Source organism: Reyranella soli (assembly GCF_007992495.1).
Taxonomy (GTDB): domain Bacteria; phylum Pseudomonadota; class Alphaproteobacteria; order Reyranellales; family Reyranellaceae; genus Reyranella; species Reyranella soli.
Map to the genome: position 1 here is coordinate 1 of NZ_BKAJ01000120.1, position 21,624 is coordinate 21,624.

The 21,624-nt window shown below is 66.4% G+C and carries 21 protein-coding genes, 1 tRNA gene and 1 pseudogene; 10 read left to right on the plus strand and 13 right to left on the minus strand.

Features of this window, described 5'->3' with window-relative positions; all coding sequences use genetic code 11:
• Positions 1-186: pseudogene (locus RSO01_RS31295) on the minus strand (glutamine--fructose-6-phosphate transaminase (isomerizing)); the annotation flags it as partial.
• 17 nt (positions 187-203) lie between these two features.
• The gene (gene glmU, locus RSO01_RS31300) at positions 204-1,562 is read right to left on the minus strand and encodes a bifunctional UDP-N-acetylglucosamine diphosphorylase/glucosamine-1-phosphate N-acetyltransferase GlmU (protein WP_147154489.1); all 1,359 of its coding nucleotides are present in this window, start codon (positions 1,560-1,562) and stop codon (positions 204-206) included.
• 59 nt (positions 1,563-1,621) lie between these two features.
• On the opposite strand from glmU, the gene RSO01_RS31305 reads away from it, so the two are divergent.
• Both RSO01_RS31305 and RSO01_RS31310 read left to right on the plus strand, forming a co-directional pair.
• On the plus strand, positions 1,622-2,323 hold the full coding sequence (locus RSO01_RS31305; protein WP_147154490.1) for an HAD-IA family hydrolase: 702 nt from the start codon (positions 1,622-1,624) through the stop codon (positions 2,321-2,323).
• 47 nt (positions 2,324-2,370) lie between these two features.
• Positions 2,371-2,445 (plus strand) — tRNA-Val (locus RSO01_RS31310).
• A 4-nt stretch (positions 2,446-2,449) separates the two neighbouring features.
• On the opposite strand, the gene hpnR is transcribed toward RSO01_RS31310, so the two are convergent.
• Together hpnR and RSO01_RS31320 are read right to left on the minus strand one after the other, a co-directional pair.
• Entirely contained in the window at positions 2,450-3,979 is a 1,530-nt protein-coding gene (gene hpnR / locus RSO01_RS31315) for a hopanoid C-3 methylase HpnR (protein WP_147154491.1), read from the minus strand.
• A gap of 105 nt (positions 3,980-4,084) precedes the next feature.
• Positions 4,085-4,906 carry a dienelactone hydrolase family protein gene (locus tag RSO01_RS31320; protein ID WP_170303501.1) on the minus strand — a complete coding sequence of 274 codons (822 nt, stop codon included), beginning with the start codon at positions 4,904-4,906 and terminating at the stop codon, positions 4,085-4,087.
• Between the two features lie 25 nt (positions 4,907-4,931).
• Between RSO01_RS31320 and RSO01_RS31325 the strand changes: the two genes are divergently transcribed.
• Both RSO01_RS31325 and RSO01_RS31330 read left to right on the plus strand, forming a co-directional pair.
• Positions 4,932-5,981 carry a prolyl hydroxylase family protein gene (locus RSO01_RS31325; RefSeq protein WP_170303502.1) on the plus strand — a complete coding sequence of 350 codons (1,050 nt, stop codon included), beginning with the start codon at positions 4,932-4,934 and terminating at the stop codon, positions 5,979-5,981.
• Positions 5,982-6,022: 41 nt separating this feature from the next.
• Entirely contained in the window at positions 6,023-6,349 is a 327-nt protein-coding gene (locus RSO01_RS31330) for a hypothetical protein (protein ID WP_170303503.1), read from the plus strand.
• 12 nt (positions 6,350-6,361) lie between these two features.
• Here RSO01_RS31330 and RSO01_RS31335 read toward each other — a convergent pair whose 3' ends face one another.
• The 6 genes from RSO01_RS31335 to RSO01_RS31360 all read right to left on the minus strand — a co-directional run bounded on the left by RSO01_RS31335 (position 6,362) and on the right by RSO01_RS31360 (position 11,926).
• On the minus strand, positions 6,362-7,063 hold the full coding sequence (locus RSO01_RS31335) for a hypothetical protein (protein WP_147154494.1): 702 nt from the start codon (positions 7,061-7,063) through the stop codon (positions 6,362-6,364).
• A gap of 59 nt (positions 7,064-7,122) precedes the next feature.
• A complete protein-coding gene (locus RSO01_RS31340) occupies positions 7,123-8,640 on the minus strand; it encodes a M81 family metallopeptidase (RefSeq protein ID WP_147154495.1) in 1,518 nt (505 codons plus the stop codon).
• Positions 8,641-8,654: 14 nt separating this feature from the next.
• Complete coding sequence (locus RSO01_RS31345; protein ID WP_147154496.1) at positions 8,655-9,203, minus strand: carboxymuconolactone decarboxylase family protein; 549 nt, start codon at positions 9,201-9,203, stop codon at positions 8,655-8,657.
• Positions 9,204-9,231: 28 nt separating this feature from the next.
• Entirely contained in the window at positions 9,232-9,879 is a 648-nt protein-coding gene (locus RSO01_RS31350) for a ChrR family anti-sigma-E factor (RefSeq protein ID WP_147154497.1), read from the minus strand.
• A complete protein-coding gene (locus RSO01_RS31355) occupies positions 9,876-10,433 on the minus strand; it encodes a sigma-70 family RNA polymerase sigma factor (protein ID WP_147154498.1) in 558 nt (185 codons plus the stop codon). The genes RSO01_RS31350 and RSO01_RS31355 overlap by 4 nt, the downstream gene beginning before the upstream one ends.
• Positions 10,434-10,522: 89 nt before the next feature.
• Entirely contained in the window at positions 10,523-11,926 is a 1,404-nt protein-coding gene (locus RSO01_RS31360) for a M20 family metallopeptidase (protein WP_147154499.1), read from the minus strand.
• Between the two features lie 61 nt (positions 11,927-11,987).
• Here RSO01_RS31360 and RSO01_RS31365 point away from each other — a divergent pair, with 61 nt between their 5' ends.
• The 4 genes from RSO01_RS31365 (at position 11,988) to RSO01_RS31380 (ending at position 15,080) form a co-directional block, all read left to right on the plus strand.
• Positions 11,988-13,127: an iron-containing alcohol dehydrogenase gene (locus RSO01_RS31365; RefSeq protein ID WP_170303505.1), complete on the plus strand. Its 1,140-nt coding sequence runs from the start codon at positions 11,988-11,990 to the stop codon at positions 13,125-13,127.
• A gap of 374 nt (positions 13,128-13,501) precedes the next feature.
• Entirely contained in the window at positions 13,502-13,858 is a 357-nt protein-coding gene (locus tag RSO01_RS31370) for a response regulator (protein WP_147154500.1), read from the plus strand.
• Positions 13,859-13,915: 57 nt separating this feature from the next.
• A complete protein-coding gene (locus tag RSO01_RS31375; RefSeq protein WP_147154501.1) occupies positions 13,916-14,308 on the plus strand; it encodes a hypothetical protein in 393 nt (130 codons plus the stop codon).
• A 352-nt stretch (positions 14,309-14,660) separates the two neighbouring features.
• Positions 14,661-15,080, plus strand: a complete 420-nt coding sequence (locus RSO01_RS31380) for a hypothetical protein (RefSeq protein WP_147154502.1) — start codon at positions 14,661-14,663, stop codon at positions 15,078-15,080.
• Positions 15,081-15,293: 213 nt separating this feature from the next.
• On the opposite strand, the gene RSO01_RS31385 is transcribed toward RSO01_RS31380, so the two are convergent.
• Positions 15,294-15,863 carry a hypothetical protein gene (locus RSO01_RS31385; RefSeq protein WP_147154503.1) on the minus strand — a complete coding sequence of 190 codons (570 nt, stop codon included), beginning with the start codon at positions 15,861-15,863 and terminating at the stop codon, positions 15,294-15,296.
• Between the two features lie 171 nt (positions 15,864-16,034).
• On the opposite strand from RSO01_RS31385, the gene RSO01_RS31390 reads away from it, so the two are divergent.
• Entirely contained in the window at positions 16,035-16,700 is a 666-nt protein-coding gene (locus tag RSO01_RS31390; RefSeq protein WP_170303504.1) for an energy transducer TonB family protein, read from the plus strand.
• A 22-nt stretch (positions 16,701-16,722) separates the two neighbouring features.
• On the plus strand, positions 16,723-17,283 hold the full coding sequence (locus RSO01_RS31395) for a hypothetical protein (RefSeq protein ID WP_147154505.1): 561 nt from the start codon (positions 16,723-16,725) through the stop codon (positions 17,281-17,283).
• A gap of 485 nt (positions 17,284-17,768) precedes the next feature.
• Here the strand turns inward: RSO01_RS31395 and RSO01_RS31400 are convergent, their stop codons facing one another.
• Both RSO01_RS31400 and RSO01_RS31405 read right to left on the minus strand, forming a co-directional pair.
• Positions 17,769-20,648 (minus strand): DUF4114 domain-containing protein, encoded by a 2,880-nt coding sequence (locus tag RSO01_RS31400; RefSeq protein WP_147154506.1) that lies wholly within the window; start codon positions 20,646-20,648, stop codon positions 17,769-17,771.
• Between the two features lie 106 nt (positions 20,649-20,754).
• Positions 20,755-21,612: an alpha/beta fold hydrolase gene (locus tag RSO01_RS31405; RefSeq protein WP_308933105.1), complete on the minus strand. Its 858-nt coding sequence runs from the start codon at positions 21,610-21,612 to the stop codon at positions 20,755-20,757.
• Positions 21,613-21,624 lie beyond the last annotated feature (12 nt).

A 21,624-nucleotide genomic window follows, 5' to 3' on the forward strand; every position in this document is an offset into this window, starting at 1 on the left:
CGGCTCGCTGCCGAGCCGCGCCTCGAGGTTTACGAGCTTGCCCTCGGCGCGGCGGCGCTCGATGTGGCCGTTGACCAGGGTGGCGACGCCCGCCGAATCATAGCCGCGATATTCGAGCCGCTTCAGCGCCTCGACCAGCAGGGGCGTGACTGGTGCCTTGCCGATGATGCCAATGATGCCGCACATGAAAAGCCCCGCCCCAGCTACTTCTTCCCGGCCTTCTTGGCCGCCGCCGCACGTGCCTTGAGTTTTGCACGAAGCGCCGCCGCCCGCCCCTTCTTTGTCTGCTGGCGGGCACGGCCGAAAGCCACAGCGCCGGCCGGCACGTCCTCGGTGATGACGCTGCCCGCCGTCACGCTGGCACCACGGCCGATCCTGACCGGCGCCACCAGCGAGCTGTTGGAGCCGACGAAGGCTTCCGGCCCGATGACGGTGCGCCACTTGCCGTAGCCGTCGTAGTTCACGAAAATCGTGCCGGCGCCGATGTTGGAGGCGCCACCGACGTCGGAATCGCCGAGATAGGCCAGGTGATTGGCCTTGGCGCCGCGGGCCATGCGGGTGGCCTTGAGCTCGACGAAGTTGCCGATATGGACCTCGTCGGCGACCTCCGAGCCCGGCCGGATGCGGGCGAAGGGACCGATCCTCGTGTTGCGCCCGATGCGAACGCCCTCAATGTCGCAGAACGCCAGGATCTCGCTGCCCGCGCCGACGCTGACGCCGGTGCCGAAGCGCACGTTGGGGCCGATCGAGACATCAGGCGCCAGCCTGGTGTCGGCCGCGAGCCACACCGTATCCGGATCGGTCATGGTGACGCCACCCTCCAGCGCCGCGAGACGCAGGCGTTGCTGCAGCGCCTTCTCGGCGATCGCGAGCTCGGCGCGCGAATTGATGCCCTGGAACTCCGATTCGTCGCCCTTGACGGCGATCACGGCATGCCCGTCCGCACGCGCAATGCCGACCACATCGGTGATGTAGAACTCGCTCTTGACGTTGTTGTTCTTGATCGAGCCGAGCAGCGGCGCGATCAGCGCGCCGTCGATGCACATCACGCCGGAATTGCAGAAGTCGACGGCGCGCTCGGTCGCGTCGGTATCCTTGCTTTCGACGATCCGCTCCAGCATGCCGTCGCGCACGATCAGGCGGCCGTACGGCGTCGGATCCCTGGCCATGAAGCCCAGCACGCCGACGGCAGCCTTGGCCTTGCGGCATTCCTCGACCAGGCGCCTCAGGGTGGCCGTGGCGATCAAGGGCGCATCGCCGAAGACCACCAGCACGGGGCCGCGATGGCCCTTCAGCGCCGGCAGCGCCGCCTTGGCGGCATCACCCGTCCCACGGGGCTTGCGCTGAACCACCGCGGGATGCGGCGCGAACACCAGCGCCACCTCTTTCGCCCCCGGCGCAACAACGCCGACGATGCGGGTGGGTTTCAGCCGGGCGGCGTTCTCCAGCACATGGCGGACCATCGGCCATCCGGCCAGCGGATGGAGAACCTTCGGCAGGGCCGACTTCATGCGCGTGCCGGCGCCGGCAGCCAGCACCACCACGGCGATAGGCGATTTCATGTCCCGTCCGATGCCACGGGGCTGGCGGTCCTGCAAGGCGGATATGCTAAGGAGACGGCATGCACCCCAATGCCGACAACCTGATCGCCAGCCGCTTCGACACCGTGATCTACGACCTCGACGGCACCCTGATCGACAGCGCCCGCGACATGTGCGTGGCGGTGAGCCGCGTGCTGGCCGATCACGGCCTGCCGCCGATCAGCGACGAGGATGCCCGCCTGTTCATGGGCGAAGGCAGCAAGGTCACCATGCGCCGCGCCTTCGCCAAGGCCGGCCGCACGCTGGACGAGGCCGAGGCGAGCGCCGTCACCCGCGAATTCGTGCGCTACTACGAGGCCGATCCCGTCAGCCATACGACGGCCTTCGACGGCGTGGCCGAGGTCGTCGCCCGCTTCGACCGGATGGGCCTGAAGCAGGGCGTGTGCACCAACAAGTTCGAGAATCCCTCACGCCTGATCCTGAAGCACCTGAAGCTGATGCCGCCGATCACCGACGTGGCCGGTGCCGATACCTTCACCGTGCGCAAGCCCGACCCCGGCCACATCCTGCAGCTGATCGACAAGATGGACGGTCATCGTGACCGCGCCGTGATGATCGGCGATTCCATCCACGACGTAGAAGCTGCCCACGCGGCGGGGCTGCCGGCGGTGCTGGTGAGCTGGGGCTATACGGCCAAGCCGGCCAGCGAGCTGGGCGCCGAGGCCGTGATCGACCGTTTTGCCAGCCTGCCCGACGCGCTGGGGCAGATTGCCGCCCGTTGACGGCCAAGTTGACGGATTCGCCGGCAGGCCCTATACGCGCCCCTTCCGGGCGCTTAGCTCAGCGGGAGAGCACACCCTTCACACGGGTGGGGTCGTAGGTTCAATCCCTACAGCGCCCACCATTTTCTATCCGCCTCCCAGGCCCTTGTTGGCCAGGCCGAGGCGGTCCCGGTCGGTCGCCATCGCCGCACCGGCCAGTTCCGGACGCAGGATGTAGAGATCGCGCGCGTCGACCTTGTCGGCCTTGCGCTCGGGCAGCGCGATCGGATAGCGCGTCTCCTCGCGATGGTCGCGCAGGAGCTTCTGCACGTCGTACTGGCTGCCGAACTTCCACAGGCTTTTCACGAAGTTGGTCTGACCGCGTGCGAGATGGCCCGCGACGATCGAGGTCGCGCCGACCAGAGCCTGCCAGCCCATGTGCTTCTTGAAGAGGATCTGCTGGGTCTTGACCAGTTCCTCGTAGAACTTCTCCAGCGGCAGGCGGGTCGGCACCACGGCGTGCTGCACGTCGAAGAGCTTGTAGTTGCGGGTGGCGAGGCCTCGCGCATCGGTCGTCCAGGTCTCGGTGCCGGGATAGGGCGTGTTGACCGTGACATGCACGATCTCGGGCACAGACAGCGCCCATTCCCGGACGACGGCGAAGCGCGCCTCGTCCCATGACGGATCGGCGATGATGTTCACCGCCACGATGAGCCCCAGCGAGCGCGCATACTCCATTGCCTCGAAGCTCTTGCCGAGACTCACCCGCTTGCGATGCAGCGCAAGCCCCTCCTCGTCGATCGCCTCGACGCCCAGGAACATGTAGGTGAGGCCAAGCTTGCGCCAACGCGCGAACAGTTCCTTGTTCTTGAGCAGCACGTCGCAGCGGGTTTCCAGGTAGTACTGCTTCCTGATGCCGCGCTTCTCGACCTCATCGGCGATGGCGTGGCCATGCTCGGCGTGGACGAAGGCCACGTCGTCGACGATGAACACGCCGGACTCAGCGACCCGCGCCAGATCCTCGCCGATCACGCCGGGGCTGACCTTGCGGTAGCTGCGGCCGTAGAAGGTCCAGGCGCTACAGAAGGTGCAGTTCCAGGGACAGCCACGGGAGAATTCGACAGAGGCGCAGGGATCGAGCACGCCGATGAAGTACTTGTGGCGCTTCGCCACGAGATCGCGCGCCGGCATGATCTCGTCGAGCGAATGGACCATGCGCGGCGGCGGGCCCTCGCCGGCGATCGTCACCACGCCCGGCAGCGTTGCGAGATCCCGCCGGGCGGCCAGGATCTTGGGGGCGATCTCCTCGCCCTCGCCCTTGACGACGCAATCGATCGCGCCGTCGGCGTGGGTCAGGATCTCCCGCGCGGTGAAACTCGCCGAATGGCCGCCCACGAACACCAGCGCGTCGGGCAGCAGCTGCCGTGCCAAGCGCGCGAGATCGACGACCTCGGGGATATTGGCAAGATAGTTGAGCGAGAAGGCCACCGCGTCCGGCTGCCAGGTTTCGAGCACGCGGCGGTAGTGCCTGTGGCTGAAAATCTGCAGGTCGAGGAGGCGCACCTCGTGCCCGGCCCGCCGGCAGGCCTCCGCCACCCGCTCCAGCCCGAGCGGCTCGAGCCTGAGGTAGACCTCGGTGTACATGAGACCACTGGGATGAACGAGCAAGACCTTCATGGGCGGCTCCCCGAGTGCAGGGCATTGTATACTCTTTGGCGATGAACGACGATTTCGCGCTGCCCGGATTGGGCTGCACAGCGGAGTCACCGCTGCTGGGTCCCGTTACCGACCTCCGATCGTTCGCTGAAGAAACTCGCGCACACGCACGATCGAGTCTCGCATGGCCTCCTCGTTGAACTCGGCGCGATGTCCTTTGACCGTGATGCCGCGCCCGGGCGCCAGGAACAGGTCGAGCTGATCGAAGTCGTGGTGCACGCCGGGATAGACGACCAGCTCGATCGATGAGCGGTCGCCGGGCGTCCGCGGCGCGCCCAATTCAGATCGGCCGGCCGCCATGGCTTCGCAAGAGGCGGACGGCGTCCAGTCGTCCTTGTCGCCGACCATCACCAGCACCGGGCCGATCGTGATGCCTGAGGCGTACTGACAGACCGGATAGAAGGCGATGCCGGCGCGGAATTTCTCCGGGTAGCGCTGCTCCAGCAGGCCCTTTTCCAGGGCGGCCAGAACGGACCCACCGCCCATCGAAAAACCCATGAGTGCGACATGCGATGCGCGAACGAAGGACTTGGCCGCGAGATAGCCGAGCGCCGCATAGCCGTCCGTTGCCTGCTCGTGGAAGAAGAAGCCGCCGCAATGGTCGTCCATGCCACGCGGACCAAAGCTGTCGATGGCGAGCGCGGCGTAGCCGTAACGCGCCAGCCGGTCCGCCCACGAGATCATGGAGCTGTGGAAGCCGCCGCAGCCATGTAGCAGAACGACGGCAGAAAACGGTCCCGCTCCCTGTGGTCGGGCCAGATAGCCAACGAGACGGACCGGCTCTGCCTTGGTCCCGGCGTCGACGGTAACAAACTCTCCTGCCGATACGCTGGTATTGGCAATGGCCATCGCGGCAAGCAGGCTTGCGATGAGGACCCGCATGGACATGCGTGGCAGTGTATACTCTTTGGCGATGAACAACGTGCTCAGCCTTCGTCCCGGGGACCGCATTCCCGACTTCGCCCTGCCCGGCCTCGACGGCAAGCATCGCAAGTTCATCTGGTCGTTCACCGGCGAGCCCGTGGCTCTGGTCGCGGTCGACGATCTCGCCAATCTTGACGCCGGCCAGTTCGCCGCTCTGATCGATGCGTGCGGCAAGTCCTCCGTCGTGCCCGTCGTGGTGGCCGGCAACGCCGTCGCTGGCGCCTCGGCCCCCTGGACAAAGCTGGGTGGCACGCCCGTGGCTCCACTGCTGCTCTGCGACCCTGACCGCAGGTTTTTAGCCGCGCTGCTGGCCCAGGGCGGCATGGGTCTCGGGTCCGCCGGTGCCTTGCGCATGCGCGTGATCGTGCTCGATCCCAACCAGCGCATCGCTGCCACCTTCGACAGCCGCGCGCTGCCGGCGGCGGCAGAGGCAATCGACGGGCTCGCCCGCTCGGTGCGCAGCGACGGCGGGCGCGATCTGCTGCTGCAGACACCAATGGCGCCGGTCCTGGTGCTGCCGCGCGTCTTCGAGCCGGATTTCTGCGCCCAGCTCGTGCGGCTGTGGGGTAAGGGCGACCACAAGGACAGCGGCGTGTCGAGCCGCTACGGCAACGTCAACATGGATCATCTGAAGCGGACCGAGGACTACACGATCGTCGAGCCGATGATGCTGAAAGCGGTCTCCGATCGCCTGGCCTATCGCATCGGGCCGGAGCTCACCAAGGTCTTCGCCTTCGACCGCCAGTTCACCTTCGATTCGCACGTCGTGCTGTCCTACAGCGCCGACGGCAAGCACTTCTTCGGCGCCCATCGCGACAACGGCGCGCCGACCACGGCCGACCGCGCCTTCGCCGTATCGCTCAACCTCAACGACGATTTCGAGGGCGGCGAGCTTGTCTTCCCGGAATATGCCGGCGTGCGCGTCAGCCCGCCGATGGGCGGCGCCGCGGTCTTCTCCTGCTCGCTGCTGCACCAGGTGCTGCCGCTGACGCGCGGCCGGCGCTTCGTGCTGACGACCTTCTTCCGGGCGAAGGCATGACGTCGCCCTGGTGCGGAGCCCTATGCGGCACCGTACTGGCCTTGGCCACGACGGCGGCGGCCGCACAGTCCGTCAAGGCGCACATGGAGGCGTGCACCCGCTGGGGCCATGCCGGCGCCGAGTACGGCACCCGCAACAGTTGCGACAGCCCGGTCGTCATCCGCTTCATGGCGCTCGGTGATCAGCACGTCGTCGAGCGCGAAGTGGCGCCGGGCGCCTGGTTCGGCTCAAGTGCGGACCTGTCGGGAGGCTGGATGTTCACGGCCTGCCCCGTTGGCTATGCGCCGAACCTGCGATTCGCCGTGGAGAACAGGAACGCGATCCTCGACAGCCTGTACAACTGCCTGCCGTCGCGGCCCGGCGCCTGATCGGAGCCTGCTCTACTTCTTGTTGCTCGCCTCGTCATGGGCGTGCGCCAGCTCGACGCGCGCCTGGTCGAGCGCGGGATCGAGGACATCGATGCGCGAGGCCTCGTTGAAGGCACGGTCGGCGCTGGCAATGTCATTGCGCGCGATCGCCTGGCGCATGGTCGTCAGAGCCTCGGCGACCTGGCTGCTGCGCTTGGCCTCCTTCTGCTGCGTGGCCTGCACGGCCTGGCGCAGTTCGGCGATCTCGGGCGCTTCAGGCTTCAGCTTGGTGGCTTCGGCCAGTGCCTTGTCGGCCTCGGCATAGTCGGCATTGCCGACGGCGGTGCGGGCGCGGGCGATCTGCAGCGCGAACTGGCCGTCGGGGGTCGCGAGTGCCGCGATCTTGCGCCGGGCCTCGCCCGTCTCGCTGAGGCCGGGCACCAGCTTGTCGGCCTCGTCGAGCTTGGCGGTGGCTTCCGTGAACTTGCCCCTGTCGGCCAGGCGAAGCGCCTGGGCCACCAGGTGAAAGGCTCGATCGCTCGACGCTTCATCCGGCAGGGAGTCGACGTCGCTCAAATCGGCGCGCGGCTGGCTTGCAGCAGCTTGCCTCGCCGGCGCAGGCGGCGGCGCTTCAGCACCCGTGCGGTCGAAGAGATAGAAGGCACCGGCCACCACGGCGACACCAACCGCACCAATGACCGCGAAGCGTGGCAGTCGCGCTGAAATCGGACGCAAAGCGCATTCCTCCGGCATAGCCGGGGGTTAACGTAGGAAGTCCGCCGTTGGTTGCTAGACTAGGCCGGCCTAAGTCCAGCGTAAGGTTCGTTGATGCCGTCCAACGGCCAGATCGGCCGGCGCAGCCTGGTGAACTTGAGCCGCGAGATGTCGGGCGAGCAGATGCCGCCGGAATCGACCAGCACGATCTCGCGCGCGATCGGTGCATAGGCGGCGCGATAGTGCTGCACGCTCTTGACCACCAGCACGCTCTTGGCCGTGGGATCAATGCCCTGGCTCAGGAACACCTGCAGGTCGATGGTCTGGATACGGTTGGAGATCGTCACCACGTCGATGCCGCCGATGCGTAGCACCGCCGTCGGCCCCATCGACGTCTCGACGCCGGCATTCATCGGCCCGTCGTTCTTGAAGCTGCCGTCCGACAGCATCTTCACGACCGCCCTGGCCTTGATCGGCGCGCCCATCGCCGGATCGGTGTGGCCGCCCAGGCTCACCTCGATCTCCGCGCCGACGCCCGCCTTGGTCGCCTGCTGCACCGTGCCCGGATCGTAGATCGTGCCGAACGCCACGTTCTCGATGCCGGCATCCATCAGCGCCTTCAGCACCGGCGTCGTGTCGTTGTAGCCGCCGCCGCCTGGATTGTCGGTGCCGTCGGCGATGACCAGCGGGCCCTTCTTCCCGACACCGGCCTTGGCTGCAGCGATGCCGTCGGCAATCGGCCGATAGTAGGATTTCGCCCCCTCCTCACGCCGCCGCCAGATCTCGTCGATCAGCTCGGCCGCGATCGCCTTGGCGCGCGCCTCGGCGCCGGGCTCGTGGCTGACCGCGATCGACGGGCCGGTATAGGGAATGTCAGCCCAGGTGAAGCCCGCCTGGATGCTGACGACGTCGATGCCCGGCTCCGTCTCGAAGCTGTCGGCCTTGGCCAGAAGGTCGAGCATCAGGCCGGGCTGGGTGGTGCGGCCATGCTCGGCGCCTTCCAGCATGGCGGGCTGCACCAGCAGGCAACGCGGAGCCTTCTTGCCCTCCATCGCCTGTTGCACCAGCGCCGCCGCCTGCACGGCCCGCTCGTAGCCGTCGATATGCGGATAGGTGCGATAGCTCACCAGCGCGTTGGCATTGCTGGCCATGCGCACGGTGGCGTTGGCGTGCAGGTCAAGGGTCGTCGCGATCGGCACGTCCGGCCCGACGACGCTACGCAACAGCTCGAGCAACGCGCCTTCGGCGTCGTCCTCCGTCTCCGTCACCATGGCGCCGTGAAGCGAGAGACAAATGCCGTCGAGCTTGCCGGCCTTCCTGGCGGCATTGACGATCATGTCGCGGATCGTCTCCCAGGTCTCCTTCGTGAGCTTACCCGACGGCGTGGCGTTGGCCGCGCCTGCCCACACCGGCTGCCAGCCGTACTTCTTCGTCGCGTCGATGTAGCCGCCGATCTCGTTCTTCGTGCCGGTGAAGCGCGGCACCATCGCCTCGCCTTCGATCAGCCAGCGCTTGCGATAGTCGTCCAGCGTGGTCACGAGCTTCGAAAACGTATTGGTCTCGTGCATGAACTGCGCGATGAGAACGCGGTACGCCATTCCTGAAAACCCTTCTACAGCTTCGCCGTCTTCAGCCACTCCGCCTGCCCTTCCTCGCCCTCGACGCCGGTGGTCTCGAGCAGGCGGCAGACCATCATGTAGTAGCCGACGGTGAGCGTGAGCTCGACCACCGCGCCCGGCGTCAGGAAGCCCTGGACCGCCTTCAAGGCCTTGTCCGATGCCTTGACGTTGCGCACGACGTCGTCGGTGTAGCGCAGCACGGCCTTCTCGTTGTCGGTGAAGGTCGGCGCCTCGATCGTGGCGTCGCGCAAAGCCGCGATCTTCTCCTCGGCGACTCCGGCTTCGCGGGCGATGCGTTCGTGCTGGAACACCTCGTAGGCCGCACGGCTCAGGCGACCGACACGCAAAATCGCAAGCTCGCGCAATTGGGCATCGAGCTCGCAGCGATAGAGCAGCGCATTGCCCATGCGAATGAAGCCCTTCAGCCCGGCCTCGGAATTCGCCAGCATGCGATAGATATTGAGGTGCGGCTTCAGCTTTTCGAGAAATTCGGCGTGCTTGCCGGTGGCGTTTTCGACTTCGTAGTATGGAATGCGCGGCATCGTCCCTCCCTCCGGAGCGGCGAGCCTGTCAGATCACTCCACGCCGTACCAGCGGATTAAGAAAACGGCCGAAAGGGCCCGTTAGCACAATCGGCTTTTCGATGACGATCAGGGCGATGCACGGCTCACCGGGATCGGCGATCGGTTCGTGCTGCTCGGGCCCCGGACCGACGGCGAAATCGCCAACCCCGTAGTTGCCGGTTGAATCGGTGTAGCCGCCCTGCAGGACGACGGTGAACTCCTCCCCGACATGGCGATGCATCGGCAGGCCACGCCCGGGCTCGAGCCGCAGCAGCGACACGCGATGCTCGCCCGGCAGGCTTATACGCATCTCCTCGAAGCCGCCGAACACGCGCTTCCAACGCATGCCGTCCTCGAGATGACGGACAAGCGGCTCCGGCACCCATTCGAAGCCGGGCCGCGGCACGTAAGGCGGCGGCCGGGACTCGACGGCGATCCCGTCCAGGCGCGCCAGCGTGCTCTGCAACAGCGCCTCGTCGAACGGCGCCTCGCCCTCGCCTTCCATCAACGCGCCGCCCAGCGCGCCCAGCTTCTCGACCATACGGCGGGCAGCGGGGTCGAGCGCGACGTGCAGGGACACGGCCAGCGCCGGGCCCGGGGCAAGCGTGCCGGCGGCGTAGTCCAGCAGCAGCTCTTCAGGGGCCGGATGGCTCATGACTCCTCTTTCTCCAACGCTTCCCGCAACCGCCCGAGCGCCAGGCGAATTCGGGACTTCACGGTACCCAACGGCAGCTTCAGCTCCTCGGCGATCGCGGTATGGGTCTTGTCCTCGAAAAATGCCTTCTGGATCACCACCAATTGATCGGCTGAGAGGCCGCCTAGAAGTTCCTTCACTCGCGTATACGTTTGTCCGGCCAGGACGGATTTATCGGCATCGGCCTCTTCTGGCGCAAATACCGTCAGCCAGTCCTCGGTCTCGATGGCCGGCCGGCCGGCCCGCCGGGCGAGGTCGATCCGCTTGTTGCGGGCGATGGTATAGATCCAGGTGGCGACCGAGGCCCGCCCGCGATCGAAGCTCGCCGCCTTGCGCCACACCATTATCAGCGCTTCCTGGGCCACTTCCTGCGCGGTTTCTGCATCGGTGCCGCCGCGCATGATGAAGGCTTTTACGCGCGGCGCGTAGTGGCGGAACAGGTTCGCGAAGGCCGCGCGGTCCTGGCGGGCCGCGATGGCCTCGATCAGGTCGGCGGCCTCGTCGGGCGAAAGCATCGACGAATACTAGTCCTCCCCCGTCGCGCGGGGGAGGTGGCAAAGACCCGCGACGGACACGTGATCCGACGTCGACCGCTGGTCGTATATCAGGCGCGGGCGCCGGTCGGCGGGTTCGCGCCGAGGTCCCAGAAGATGCCTGTCATCAGTCGCAGGCCTTCGCGGGCCACCGGAGCCAGCAGGTGCTCGTTGGGGGCATGCTGGGAGCAGGCCGCATAGGAATGGGGCACCCAGACCGTCGGCATGCCCAGGATGTCGGTGAAGACCTCGTTGGGCAGCGAGCCGCCGAGATTGGGCAGCATGTTGGGCTTTACGCCGCCGGTCTTCTCGATCGAGGTCGCGGCGAACTTCGCCCACGGATTCTCCGGGTCGAGGCGCGTGGCGTTCATGATCACCTCGCGCGCCTGGTCGATCTCGATCATCTCGTAGCCGTGCCGGTCGAGATGGCGCCGCAGCGCCGGGATGATGTCGTGCGGATCGGTGCCGACGACGAAGCGCAGCTGGCAGTAGGCGATGGCGCTGGGCGGGATGGCGTTGACCGGCCGGTCGGGATTGCCGGTCTTGAAAGCCAGGACCTCGAAGCTGTTCCAGCCGAACACGCGCTCGACCGGCGTCAAAGATTCCTCGCCCCAGTTGGGATCGATGGTCGGCGCCCCCTCGCCCGCATCGATATGCGCGTCAGCAAGCGCCGCGCGCACCGAGTTGGTCAGCGTCTGGGGCCGCCATTCCGGCACTTTGATCTGGCCGCGCCGGTCGGTGATGGTGGCGAGGGCATGCGCCAGCATGATGCCGGGGTTGCTTAAAAGCCCGCCCCAGTTGCCCGAATGATGGCCGCCTTCGCGCATCGTGAGCTTGAGGTTGAAGTTCAGTGTCCCGCGCGTGCCGCCGAAGATGGTGGGCCGGCGATGGTCAAGCCTGGGCCCGTCCGAGCCGATCAGCGCGTCGGCCTTCAGCGCCGCCTTGTTGGCCTTGCAGAAGTCGGCCAGGCCCGGCGAGCCTGTCTCCTCGCCGGTCTCGATCAGGATCGTCGAGTTGAAGCCGAGCGAGCCGCGCTCCTCGAGCACGCACGCCAGGGCTGCGATGTTGATGGTGTGCTGTCCCTTGTTGTCGGCCGTGCCGCGGCCGTACATGCGATCGCCCTCGATCACGATCTTCCACGGCGACAGGCCCTGGCGCCATTGGTCCTCCTGGCCGCGGATCACGTCGCCGTGGCCGTAGGTCAGCACCGTCGGCTTGGCCGGGTCCTCGACGCGGCGCGCGATCAGGAACGGGCCGTACTCCGCGCGCGGGTTGGGCAGCACGGTGCAGTCGTAACCCATCTTCTGCAGCGACTGGGTCATCTCGCCCGAGACGTACTCCTGCAGGGCGGGCATGGAGTTCGTCTCCTGGCTGGTCGTCGGGATCGCCACCCGGCGCTGCAGTTCGGCCAGAAAGCCGCCGTCGTCGAAATACTTTTCCGCGCGCGCGATGGCGCTGTCACGTGTTCCACTCATGATTTTTCCCGTGCCTTTCGCAGCCACGATAGCAAAATGCCGGCCTAGGGAGGACACAATGCTGACATCCGGCCGCGTCGTTTTTACCGACATGGAAGAAGTCCACTACGGCAAACCGGCCGCCCAGTCGGTCGCCGAGGTCGTGACGGCGCATGGCGCCGAGCGCGTGTTCCTGATGGTGAGCGGCACGCTCAACCGCGAGACCGACGAGATCGAGAAGGTCCGCCGCGCGCTGGGCAACAAATGCGTCGGCACGTTCGACAAGATGCCGGCGCACTCGCCGCGCTCGGCGGTGATCGCCGCCGCGGCACAGGCACGCGAGGCGCGTGCCGACCTGATCGTGACCCTGGGCGGCGGCTCGATCACCGACGCCGCCAAGGCCGTCCAGCTCTGCCTCGCCAACGACATCGCCACCGTCGAAGGTCTCGACAAGGTCCGCAACGCCGACGTGAAGGCGCCGACGGTGCGCCAGGTCTCGATCCCGACCACGCTGTCGGCCGGCGAATTCTCCGGCATCGCCGGCGTCACCAACGAGGCGACCCGGGTGAAGGAGCTGTTCCGCCATCCGCTCACCATCCCGCAGGCGGTGATCCTCGATCCCGAGGTGACGCGCCACACGCCGATGTGGCTGTTCCTGTCGACCGGCATCCGCGCCGTCGATCATTGCGTCGAAGGCGTGTGCTCCAACGAATCGACGGAGTTCACCAACGCCTCTGCCCTGCACGGCCTGTCGATGCTGGCGCGCGGCCTGCCCAAGGTGAAAGCCGACCCGTCGGACATGAAGGCCAGGCTCGACTGCCAGATCGGCTCGTGGCTGTCGATGGGCGGGCTGGCGGCCGGCGTGCCGATGGGCGCGAGCCACGGCATCGGCTACGTGCTGGGCGCGGTGTTCGACGTGCCGCACGGCCACACCTCCTGCATCATGCTGCCGTCGGTGATGCGCTGGAACAAATCGGCCAACGCCGACCGCCAGGCATTGATCGCCAACGCCATGGGCCAACCCGGCAAGGACGCGGGTGACGTTTTGGACGAGTTCATCCGCGGCCTCGGCATGCCCCGAAGCCTCTCCGAGGTGAAGATCGGCAAGGAACACTTCGATCGCATCGCCACACAGGCGATGGGCACGCCCTGGGTGCCGCGCAATCCGCGCAAGATCGACGGCCCGGCACAGGTGAAGGAGATCCTGGAGCTGGCTGCGTGAGCTGCTCGCCCTTTTGGCGAAATCGGACAGTTTCGCAAGTTTCGCAACCACATTTGCTGTCTGGGAGCGGTCCCTCCCGGTGTTGGAAATCGGATCGACGATGCGTAGAGCGACTTGGCAGGTCTGACTCTAACACAACTAGAGTAACATATCAATAACCATGGTATTTTTGCGCTCCATATAGGGGCCATGGCCGCATTAATTTGCCAGCAGTGCCAGCACCATGGCGTTGTTGTCCGGAAACGGGCAACTAAATCTCTCGGACGCGCGTTCAGACGATGAGCGCATGAAGACCTTTGGCCTGACCCGTCCGGTCTTGCGTTGCTGGCCCATCCGGCGGGCTGTCGGGTGGGCCTTCTATTCGGGTGTGGGCTATGTGGCGCGTGTTGGTAGTGGAGGACGACTCCCTGCAGGCTGACCATATGTGCGACCTGCTGTTGGCAGAAGACATGGAGCCGATCGGCCCGGCTGCGACGGCCGAGGCGGCGCTCAACCTCCTGGACGCGACCAGTCTCGATGCGGGCGTCCTCGATATCCGCCTGCAGAACGGGCTTTGCTTCGACGTCGCGCGCACGCTGATCGAACGGCGCATTCCCTTCCTCTTCCTGACCGGCTCCGTCGGCGAAGTCGTACCCACGGCCTTCCAAGCAGTTCCTCTCCTCCGCAAGCCGTGTGAATCCGCGACCCTGTTCGAAGCGCTGCGCAAGATATTGCCATTGCGACAGCACTGAATATCGTCAAAGCGTGCGACGATTGCCAGTGCATCGTCGACACGGCACACTGTCGGCATGCCGCTACATGTAGATATCTCGCGTCTCGATCGCCTGGTGGTCATCGTGGCGCGCGGGCAAATCACGGCCGAGGAGATGGGCGCCGTCAAACGGCAGCTCTTCGAGGCCGGCGTGCAGGCCTATGGCAAGATCATCGACGTCTCGCAAGGCCGATCCGACCTGACGCGCGAGCAGATCCAGAAGGTGGCCGACGTCATGCATGGGTCGGCGGACGAGACACCGCGCGGCTCGGTAGCGTTCGTCATCGATCCCCTTCGCATCGGCTTCCCCAACATGTTCGCCGACCTGACCAAGGGCGAACGGCCCATCGAGCTGTTCCGCAGCCTGCACGAAGCGCGGGCGTGGCTCGAACGCGCCAGGCAAAAGCCGCCGCAGCGCCAAGCCGGCTGATTCCTTCAGCGGGTCATTCCTTTTCTTATCTTTGCTCGCTCTCAGCGCGGCATTGCCGCATGCCGACTGAAGGCTGACCGCGCTGGTGCCGTGGGGTCGCCGGCTGTTGCACATGCGGGGAAGGTAGTCGCTGCTTCTCGAGCAGCCTCAGTCTGATGCGTTGACGAAAGCGAGAGAAGCCCTTCGGCGACTGCCTCCGAATGGTCACGACGCGAGCGGCACGCGCTCGCTATTGTACCGCTTGGGTGTTGTGGGAAGGGGCCACGTGCTCCGATCAAGTCGAACACGAGCTGGCGGCGCGCGCGCGCAACGGGCTGCCACGACTCTCCGCGGAAGAGCAGCAGGCGGCTATATGCTTGCCGGCCTCGCCGGCGTCGCGGTCGGCATGTGCCTCTTCAACGTTTTCCTGTCTGCCACGCCGGAGCCTGCAACCGCACTCTACAAACGGTCCAACGCGTTCGTGCGCGCGTGCGAGACGGCGGGTGCCGAGATCTCCAGGCTGCGGCGCGCCACCTTCTTCATCGACGATTGCGCCACACCTGTCGTCACACCGATCTTCGGCGAGGAAGGCCGGGTGATCGTGCGCCGGACGGTCGAGGGCGAGGCCGACGACGATGATGGCGGGCGCGTCACCTACTCCGTAAAGATGGACGGCCGCAGCATCGAGAAATGGCGCGCCATCGAAATCAGGCTGGCGCCGAGCCGCCTCACGCTCGATGCATCGCTGCTGCCGACCTCGCGATCCGCGACTCCGACGGCCGCCCATCGTTGAGCTGCGCCGATCTTGCAGCAGGTGATTTTCACCGCGGCCGGCAACAGTTACGCATCGCACGACGTTGGGCCCAGCGGGCGGATGCATCCTCACAGGCGCGGCGATACGCGGCTTGAACACAGTGCAGCCGGTGATCGTGTGCTTGTCGGAGGTGTGAACCAACATGTCGCGATGGTATTGGACCGCAGCCCTGTGCTGCGGTGTCCTGCTCGGTCACGCGGAAGTATCGAGAGTTGAAGCGCAGGGCGGTGGTGTCGCCGGCGCGGTTGGCGGAGCGGTCGGTGGCGCCGCGGGCGCCGTCGGCGCTGCCGTAGGAGCCGTTGGAAGCACAGCCGGAGCGGCGGTCGGCGCTGTCGGTAGCGCCGTCGGTGGTGTTGGTGCAGCTGTGAGCGGCGGCGGCGCAGGCAGCGGCGGAGCCGGCAGCAGCGGTGGCGCTGCCGGCGCGGGCGCCGGCGCTGGAGCAGGCAGTTCCGGTGCGAGCAGCGCCGCCGGTTCAGGTAGCAGTTCGGGCAGCGGTTCGGGCAGCAGCGGCTCTGGCGCCGCCGGTGGCAGCAGCGCAAGCGCCAGCAGTGGACCCGGCAGCACCGCGAGCAGTGCAACGGCCGGCACCGGCACGGCAGGATCGCAGAATCTTTCCGGCGGGATTTCCATCGGACTGGCGAGCAGCGCGGCGACACCGGGAAGCGGGCCGAGCGGCGGGAGCTCGATGACAGGCCAAGCCTGGCCGGTCTTCTCGGGCTCGACGCCAAGGTCGACGGAACCCTCGAAGCAGCCCTTCTCCATGCAGGCGGTCTATTTCCGGCCCGATCAGTTCAAGAGCAAGGCGGACTGCCTGACCGCCGCGGCAGGCAAGCGTCTGCCGCTCGAGGTTTGCCGGTGAGGCAAGCGATGGCCACAGAAGATAGGCAGCCCCCGCAGTGGGTGGCGGCCCTCTGGGCTTCGTCTTGCCTCCACATGATTCTCGTCGGCGCGCTGCAGCCCGCGCCGCTGCCGATGGATGATCGCTTCTCGCAACGTGCGATCGAAGTGACGGTGGAAAGGGCGGCGCCACCACCCGCCTTCCCCGCGGCAACGCCAATGGCAGACAGCGGCAGCCTGCACCCAGGGCCACCGATCGATTCCGTACCGAGTGAGTTGCCGCCGTCCAGTTCCCTCCATCGACCCAACCTCGAGGAAGCGGTGATGCTGTCCCAGCCAGCGCCCGCTGTCAGCGCGCGTGAACTGGCTTTTGCCGCACCTGCCGCCGTCCCACCTGTCCCGCACCAGCCGCCACAGAAGGCGATCACGCCGTCGACGTCCGCCCCCTCTTCCCCGGCCAGCCAGCGCCAGGCGCTGCAGGACTATGTGCTGCAAGTCGTTGGCAAGCTGTCGCATACGCGGTTCTACGTCGCTTCCCAAGCCAACCGAAACGAGGATGGCGTCGTCATTGCCCGCCTCACGGTTGCCCGTGACGGCGGACTGGTCGATCTGTCGCTGTCCAAGCAAAGCGGTTCGGCCGGAGTCGACAGCAGCGTCCTCGACGCAATCCGCAAGGCGGCGCCCTTCGCGCCCCTGCCCAAGGCGTTCGCCGATAACCGGTTCACTTTCATCGTGCCGATCAACTACGCGCCGGAACGGTAGAGCGCGTTACCTGGGAGACGTCATGCGCCTTGTCGCTTCGCTGGCCTGCTTGGTTGCCTTGCTCACTGCTGCCGGAACGGCCGTCGGCCAGACCCAGCGATACACCTGGAAGGACATGGACTGCCGACAATCGCGCATCGTCGCCTGGTCGGGATTGAAATGCAGGACCACCAATGTCGTGACCAGCGAAGGCAACATCGGCGCCTTCCGCCAGTGGGCCGCCTTCGGGACAAACCGCGACGGCTACTATGTGCATATGTTCTTCTGGGAGGCAGGGAACACCTACTCCTATCTGTCGGCTGACCAGACCACGGCCGACTTCCTGAAGTGGATGTTCGAGCATGGAAAAACCATCGCACAGGTCTCGGCCGTCACGCACTACAGCGATGCCGACTACGTGACGTTCAGGGATGACAAGGACGGCCGCAGCTGCGCGGGCTTCCGCCGGCTCGGCAAGTTCCAGCGCGGCGGCTACGACTCGGTCACAGGCGGCATGGTCTGCGCGCCGGCCGGCAAAGCCATCGCCGCAAGCGACATCCCGACATTCATCGACAATGTGCGGCTGCAGGCGGCTGCCGATTGAATCGATTCACGCTGTCGTCCTGACCAAGGCCCCGACCCAATTGGGTGAGGTGGTCGGGGCTGACCGCGACTTGTATGCTTTGCTCCCATAGTGCCAGGATACTGCATGCTGTCGGAGAGCGATCCCAAACCGTTCTACATCCGCCATAACAAAGATGGCACCCGAGACGAGTACGTACTGCAGGATGGCTGGTCGGAAGTGCTCCACCGGCATGTCACGCCTTGTGTGTATCGTTCAGGCGCCGACCGCGTTAGGGACGTGCGAACGTGGGAGGCCGACGAATTTTATGGCGAGAATAATGTTCCGCCGCGCGCGAAACTCGCCCTTCAGAAACTTAGAGAAGCCGTTCAGAGAATGCGGGAAGTGAGTAGTGCCCACCGGACCTGAAGGCCAGAAGCGCGACGCCGCCGCCCCAAGACTGGTCCGCGCGGTCCCTACAAGAAGCGGGCGGAAATTTCAAACCGAGACAGTGCCGGCTAGACCGTTCACATCAGCCACCCCTGCCCCGACGCACTGGTGAAGTCGAGCTGCACGATCAGGTCGTTGAAGTCACGATCGCCGCCGCCGTACGTATCCTCCCAGCCCCATGTGTTGAGCCCGTAGTTCCAGAGGTGGCCGACCGACTGGCTGTTCACTTGCTCGTTGGCATGGGCGAAGGCCCAGAAGAATGCGCCGGTGGTCTGGTTGGTGAGCTTCATGGCGATAAAATCGCCGGCATCGACGCCCACCAGCGCGGCCTGCTCGTAGTTGCCGTAGCCCGGGCCGCCGAGCGACGTGCCGCCTTGCGCCAGTTGATAGGCCCGCGCATCGGCGGCGGCGGCATAGGCTTCATGGCCCGGCCGCTTGCCGTCGATCGTGCCGGCAAGGTCGTCGACCCTGTAGAAGATGAGCGACAGGTCGTTCTCGCCGTTCTGGCGCACGCGCACCACGGCGATCTGGTCGTCTGCTCCACCGGCGGTCTCCGCCACCGCCACGGCACGCGCGACCCGCACCGCGCCGTCGTCCGACACGAAGTCGGCGAAGCCGAACGGCGAGCTGAGCGTCCCCTGTATGGCCTGTGCCGAGCCGCCGTTGATCGACACCGATACGTCCTGGCCCGACGCCACCACCGACTGCCCGATCCATCCCTGCGCCTGCTTGTCGAACAGCCGCACGAGATTGGGATCGAAATCGGACTGCAGGGACTGCTGCGCCAGCCGGTTGGTCCAGGCATAGGCACCCGAAGCGTTGGTGCCGAAATCGAAGCCGCCTGCGCCCAGGCCGATGTCGATGGCGGCGCCGGAAGCGGACATCGCCTGGAACATCAGGCTCTGGTCGGCGCCGCTCTGCCAGCCGCCGCCGTCGGCATCGAGCATGTCGGGGCTGGTGCCGAACGACATCTGCGAATGGGCGATCGCGGTCAGCGCCCGCGCCAGCAGCGTGCCGTTGGGCGTGCCGAGGCCCGACGTCAGGTCGTAGCCCGCACCGGCCTCGTAGCCGAAGCCGGTCAACGTGATCGCCGTGCCGTCGCTGTCGATGTGGCCGCCAAGGCGGTACGACGTGACGTTGTTGCCGAAGGTGACATCGTTGAACGAGGCCGGCGCGATCGCCGCGGCGATGTACAGCAGGTCGTTCATGTAGCCGAGGTTGGGCAGCCCCTGGTCCTCGAAGATGGTATCGATCTGCGCCACCAGCGACGCCCACATCGGTGTGGCGGCGCTGGTGCCGTCGGCCACGGCTAGGCCAAGCATGTTGGTTTGGGGCGTCGTGTACCACATGTTGCCGCCGGCATCGGCCGCCACGTCCGGCGCGCCTCGCCCCGTGCCGCCCCAGGGGCTGTGATTGACCGACGTCGGCGTCAATCCGAACGCCGTCTGGTACGACGGCGTCGGCTGGGTGACGTCGACCCCGCCGTCGCCGGCGCCGACGTCGTCTATGGCCGGGTCGATCGTGTGCCCGGAGATGGCATAGGTGTTCCATACCGCTTCGATCAGCAGGGTCCGCACGGCCTCGGACCCCGCCACGCCGCTGGGCAGCGTCATAAGGCCGCCTTCCATCAGCTGCCACAGCGTCGCCAGGTCGCCGGCCACAGCCAGCCCATAGAGCGCCTCGACCGTGTGGTCGTGCGGCGCCGCGGCCAGCGTCGTGATCGACGTGCCGCCCACCATCACCGCGTAGGCCGAGCTCAGCACTATGTTCTGGTTGGCGATGCCGTTGGTGAAGTTGTAGCTCGAGCCCCAGTCGTTGTTGGCGACGAACACCGAGATGTTGCGCAGCGCCGCGTCGATGAAGAGCTCGCGGATCGCACTGGCGAACGGCGACCCGGGCGCTGCCTGCTGGAAAATGCCGAACGAGGAGGAGACGACGGCAGGGTTGTTCACCTGGTCCCAGAATGCCGCCTGATAGGCGGTGACGCTGTTGGACGTCGCATGGTTGCCGAAGCCTGAGCCGGCATAGAGGCCCATCGTGCTATTGGGATTGGCCGAGGTGACCACGGCGACGTCGAGCGTGCGCTCGCCGGGATTGCCCATGGGCTCGGTGTAGTCCTGGCCGTTGTTGGCGACGACGTAATAGTCGCCCGGGGTCGACAGGCCGGCACGTTCGCGGAAAAGGTTCAACGCCTCCTGGAAGGTGCGCGTGAGCCCGGGCTGCATCACGTCGCCGGTCCCGGATTCCACGAGGCCAACCGTGGCCGTCGGCACGTCGATGCCCGTCAGCGGGAAATTGTAGAACCAGTTCGCCATCTCGCCGGCATAAGCCGACGACTCCCTGCCCGCAGCCAACAGCGCGTTGCCGATGCTCAACGGTCCGTCCGTCGGATGGACCGCGGCACCACGAGAGAGATCGTTGGGCGTGGCGGGATAGGTGCCCCACAGCGGCTGGCTGTCGAACCAGATGCCGGTCGCGCCGATCGTGTCGGGCAACGACAGCTCGCCCTCCCAATACTGGAGGTAGGCACCGGCGCCATAGAGCGTCTTGCCGAACAGATCGGTGAAATGCTGCGGCGTGAGCTGTACCCAGATCGTGCGCGATTCCACCGAGCTGATGTAACCGTCGCTGCCGGCGGCATTGCCCAACAGCGGAATGCCGAGTGCGGTGAGCTCCGCCTGGGCGGCGGCATAGGCGGCGGGATCGGCGCCGTAGGTCGACCACAGCGTGCCGTTGTCCTCGAGCTGCTGCAGGGTCGTCTGGCGCGTCGCCCAGTTGCTCTGCAGCAGCGCCGTCGGATCGTTGGCGCGCGGCAGGATGAGAGCGACGTTGAGCGTCATGTCGCTGGGGACCGGCGCCCCCTGAATCTGATAGGCCTCCGCGACCGTGGTCGCCGTGGTGGTGTGGTAGCTGGTGAGGTCGAGGTACGTCGAGTTGGTCAGGGTGACGCGCGCCATGACCACGATGCTAAGGCACGAAACAACTCGGCGACAACCGGCGTCGATGCAAGGCGAGATGCGCGCAGCGAATTTCTGCAGTTACTGAGAGGAGAGTTGCGCTCGATTACGAGGTCGTTGAAGTGGCCGCTCCAGGAAGAGCCGCACGTCTGTCGTGAACTGGCCCGGCGCCTGCAGCATGGAGAAGTGGGCTGACCTCCGGCTGCAACAGCAGGCCGGCATTGGGGATCTCGCGCGCCATGAACTCGGTGTTCTCTCGCTTGATCGCCTCGTCGTGGTCGGCGTCGACGATCCGTGTGTGCACCTTGATGGCGCCGAGATCGGCAGCGGTCCAATTCGGCTGGGTCGCCCACATGGTGCTGATCTCGTCGACGAACTTCTTGTAGTCGCGCGGTGTCGCCGACAATGCCTCGTACTCCTTCTCGGCCCGCGCGATGAACTGGGTGAAGACGGGGCTCTTGTCGACGTCCTTCACGCCGCTGGGATCGGAGTTGGCGGCGAAGGCGAAGAGGCGCGAGACGCGGCCCGGGTGGCTCATCGCCCGGCTGAGCCCGATGATGGCGCCGTCGCTCCAGCCGACGATCGCCGCCTGCGGGATGCCGAGATGGTCCATCAGGCCGATCACGTCGGAGGCCATCAGCGTATAGCCGAACGGCCGGCTGTCGCGCGTGCTGCGGCCATGCCCGCGGCTGTCCATGACGATCACGCGATGATCGCGTGCCAGCTCGGGCACCTGGTTGCCCCAATAGTTCGCGTTGGCGAGGCCGCCGTGCAGCAGGATCACCGGCGGGCCGCTGCCGAAGGTGGCGTACCAGATCGAGATGCCGTTGACCGGGGCGTGGCCGCTGGTTGTCGCCACGGGCAGCGACGGCGTCGGCGGCAGGGTCATCCAGCGCGGCACGGACTGTGCCGCGGCGGTCGAAACAATGAGCGCGGCGAACAGGCTCAGCAGGTAGGCTCGCATGAGCGAGCCTAC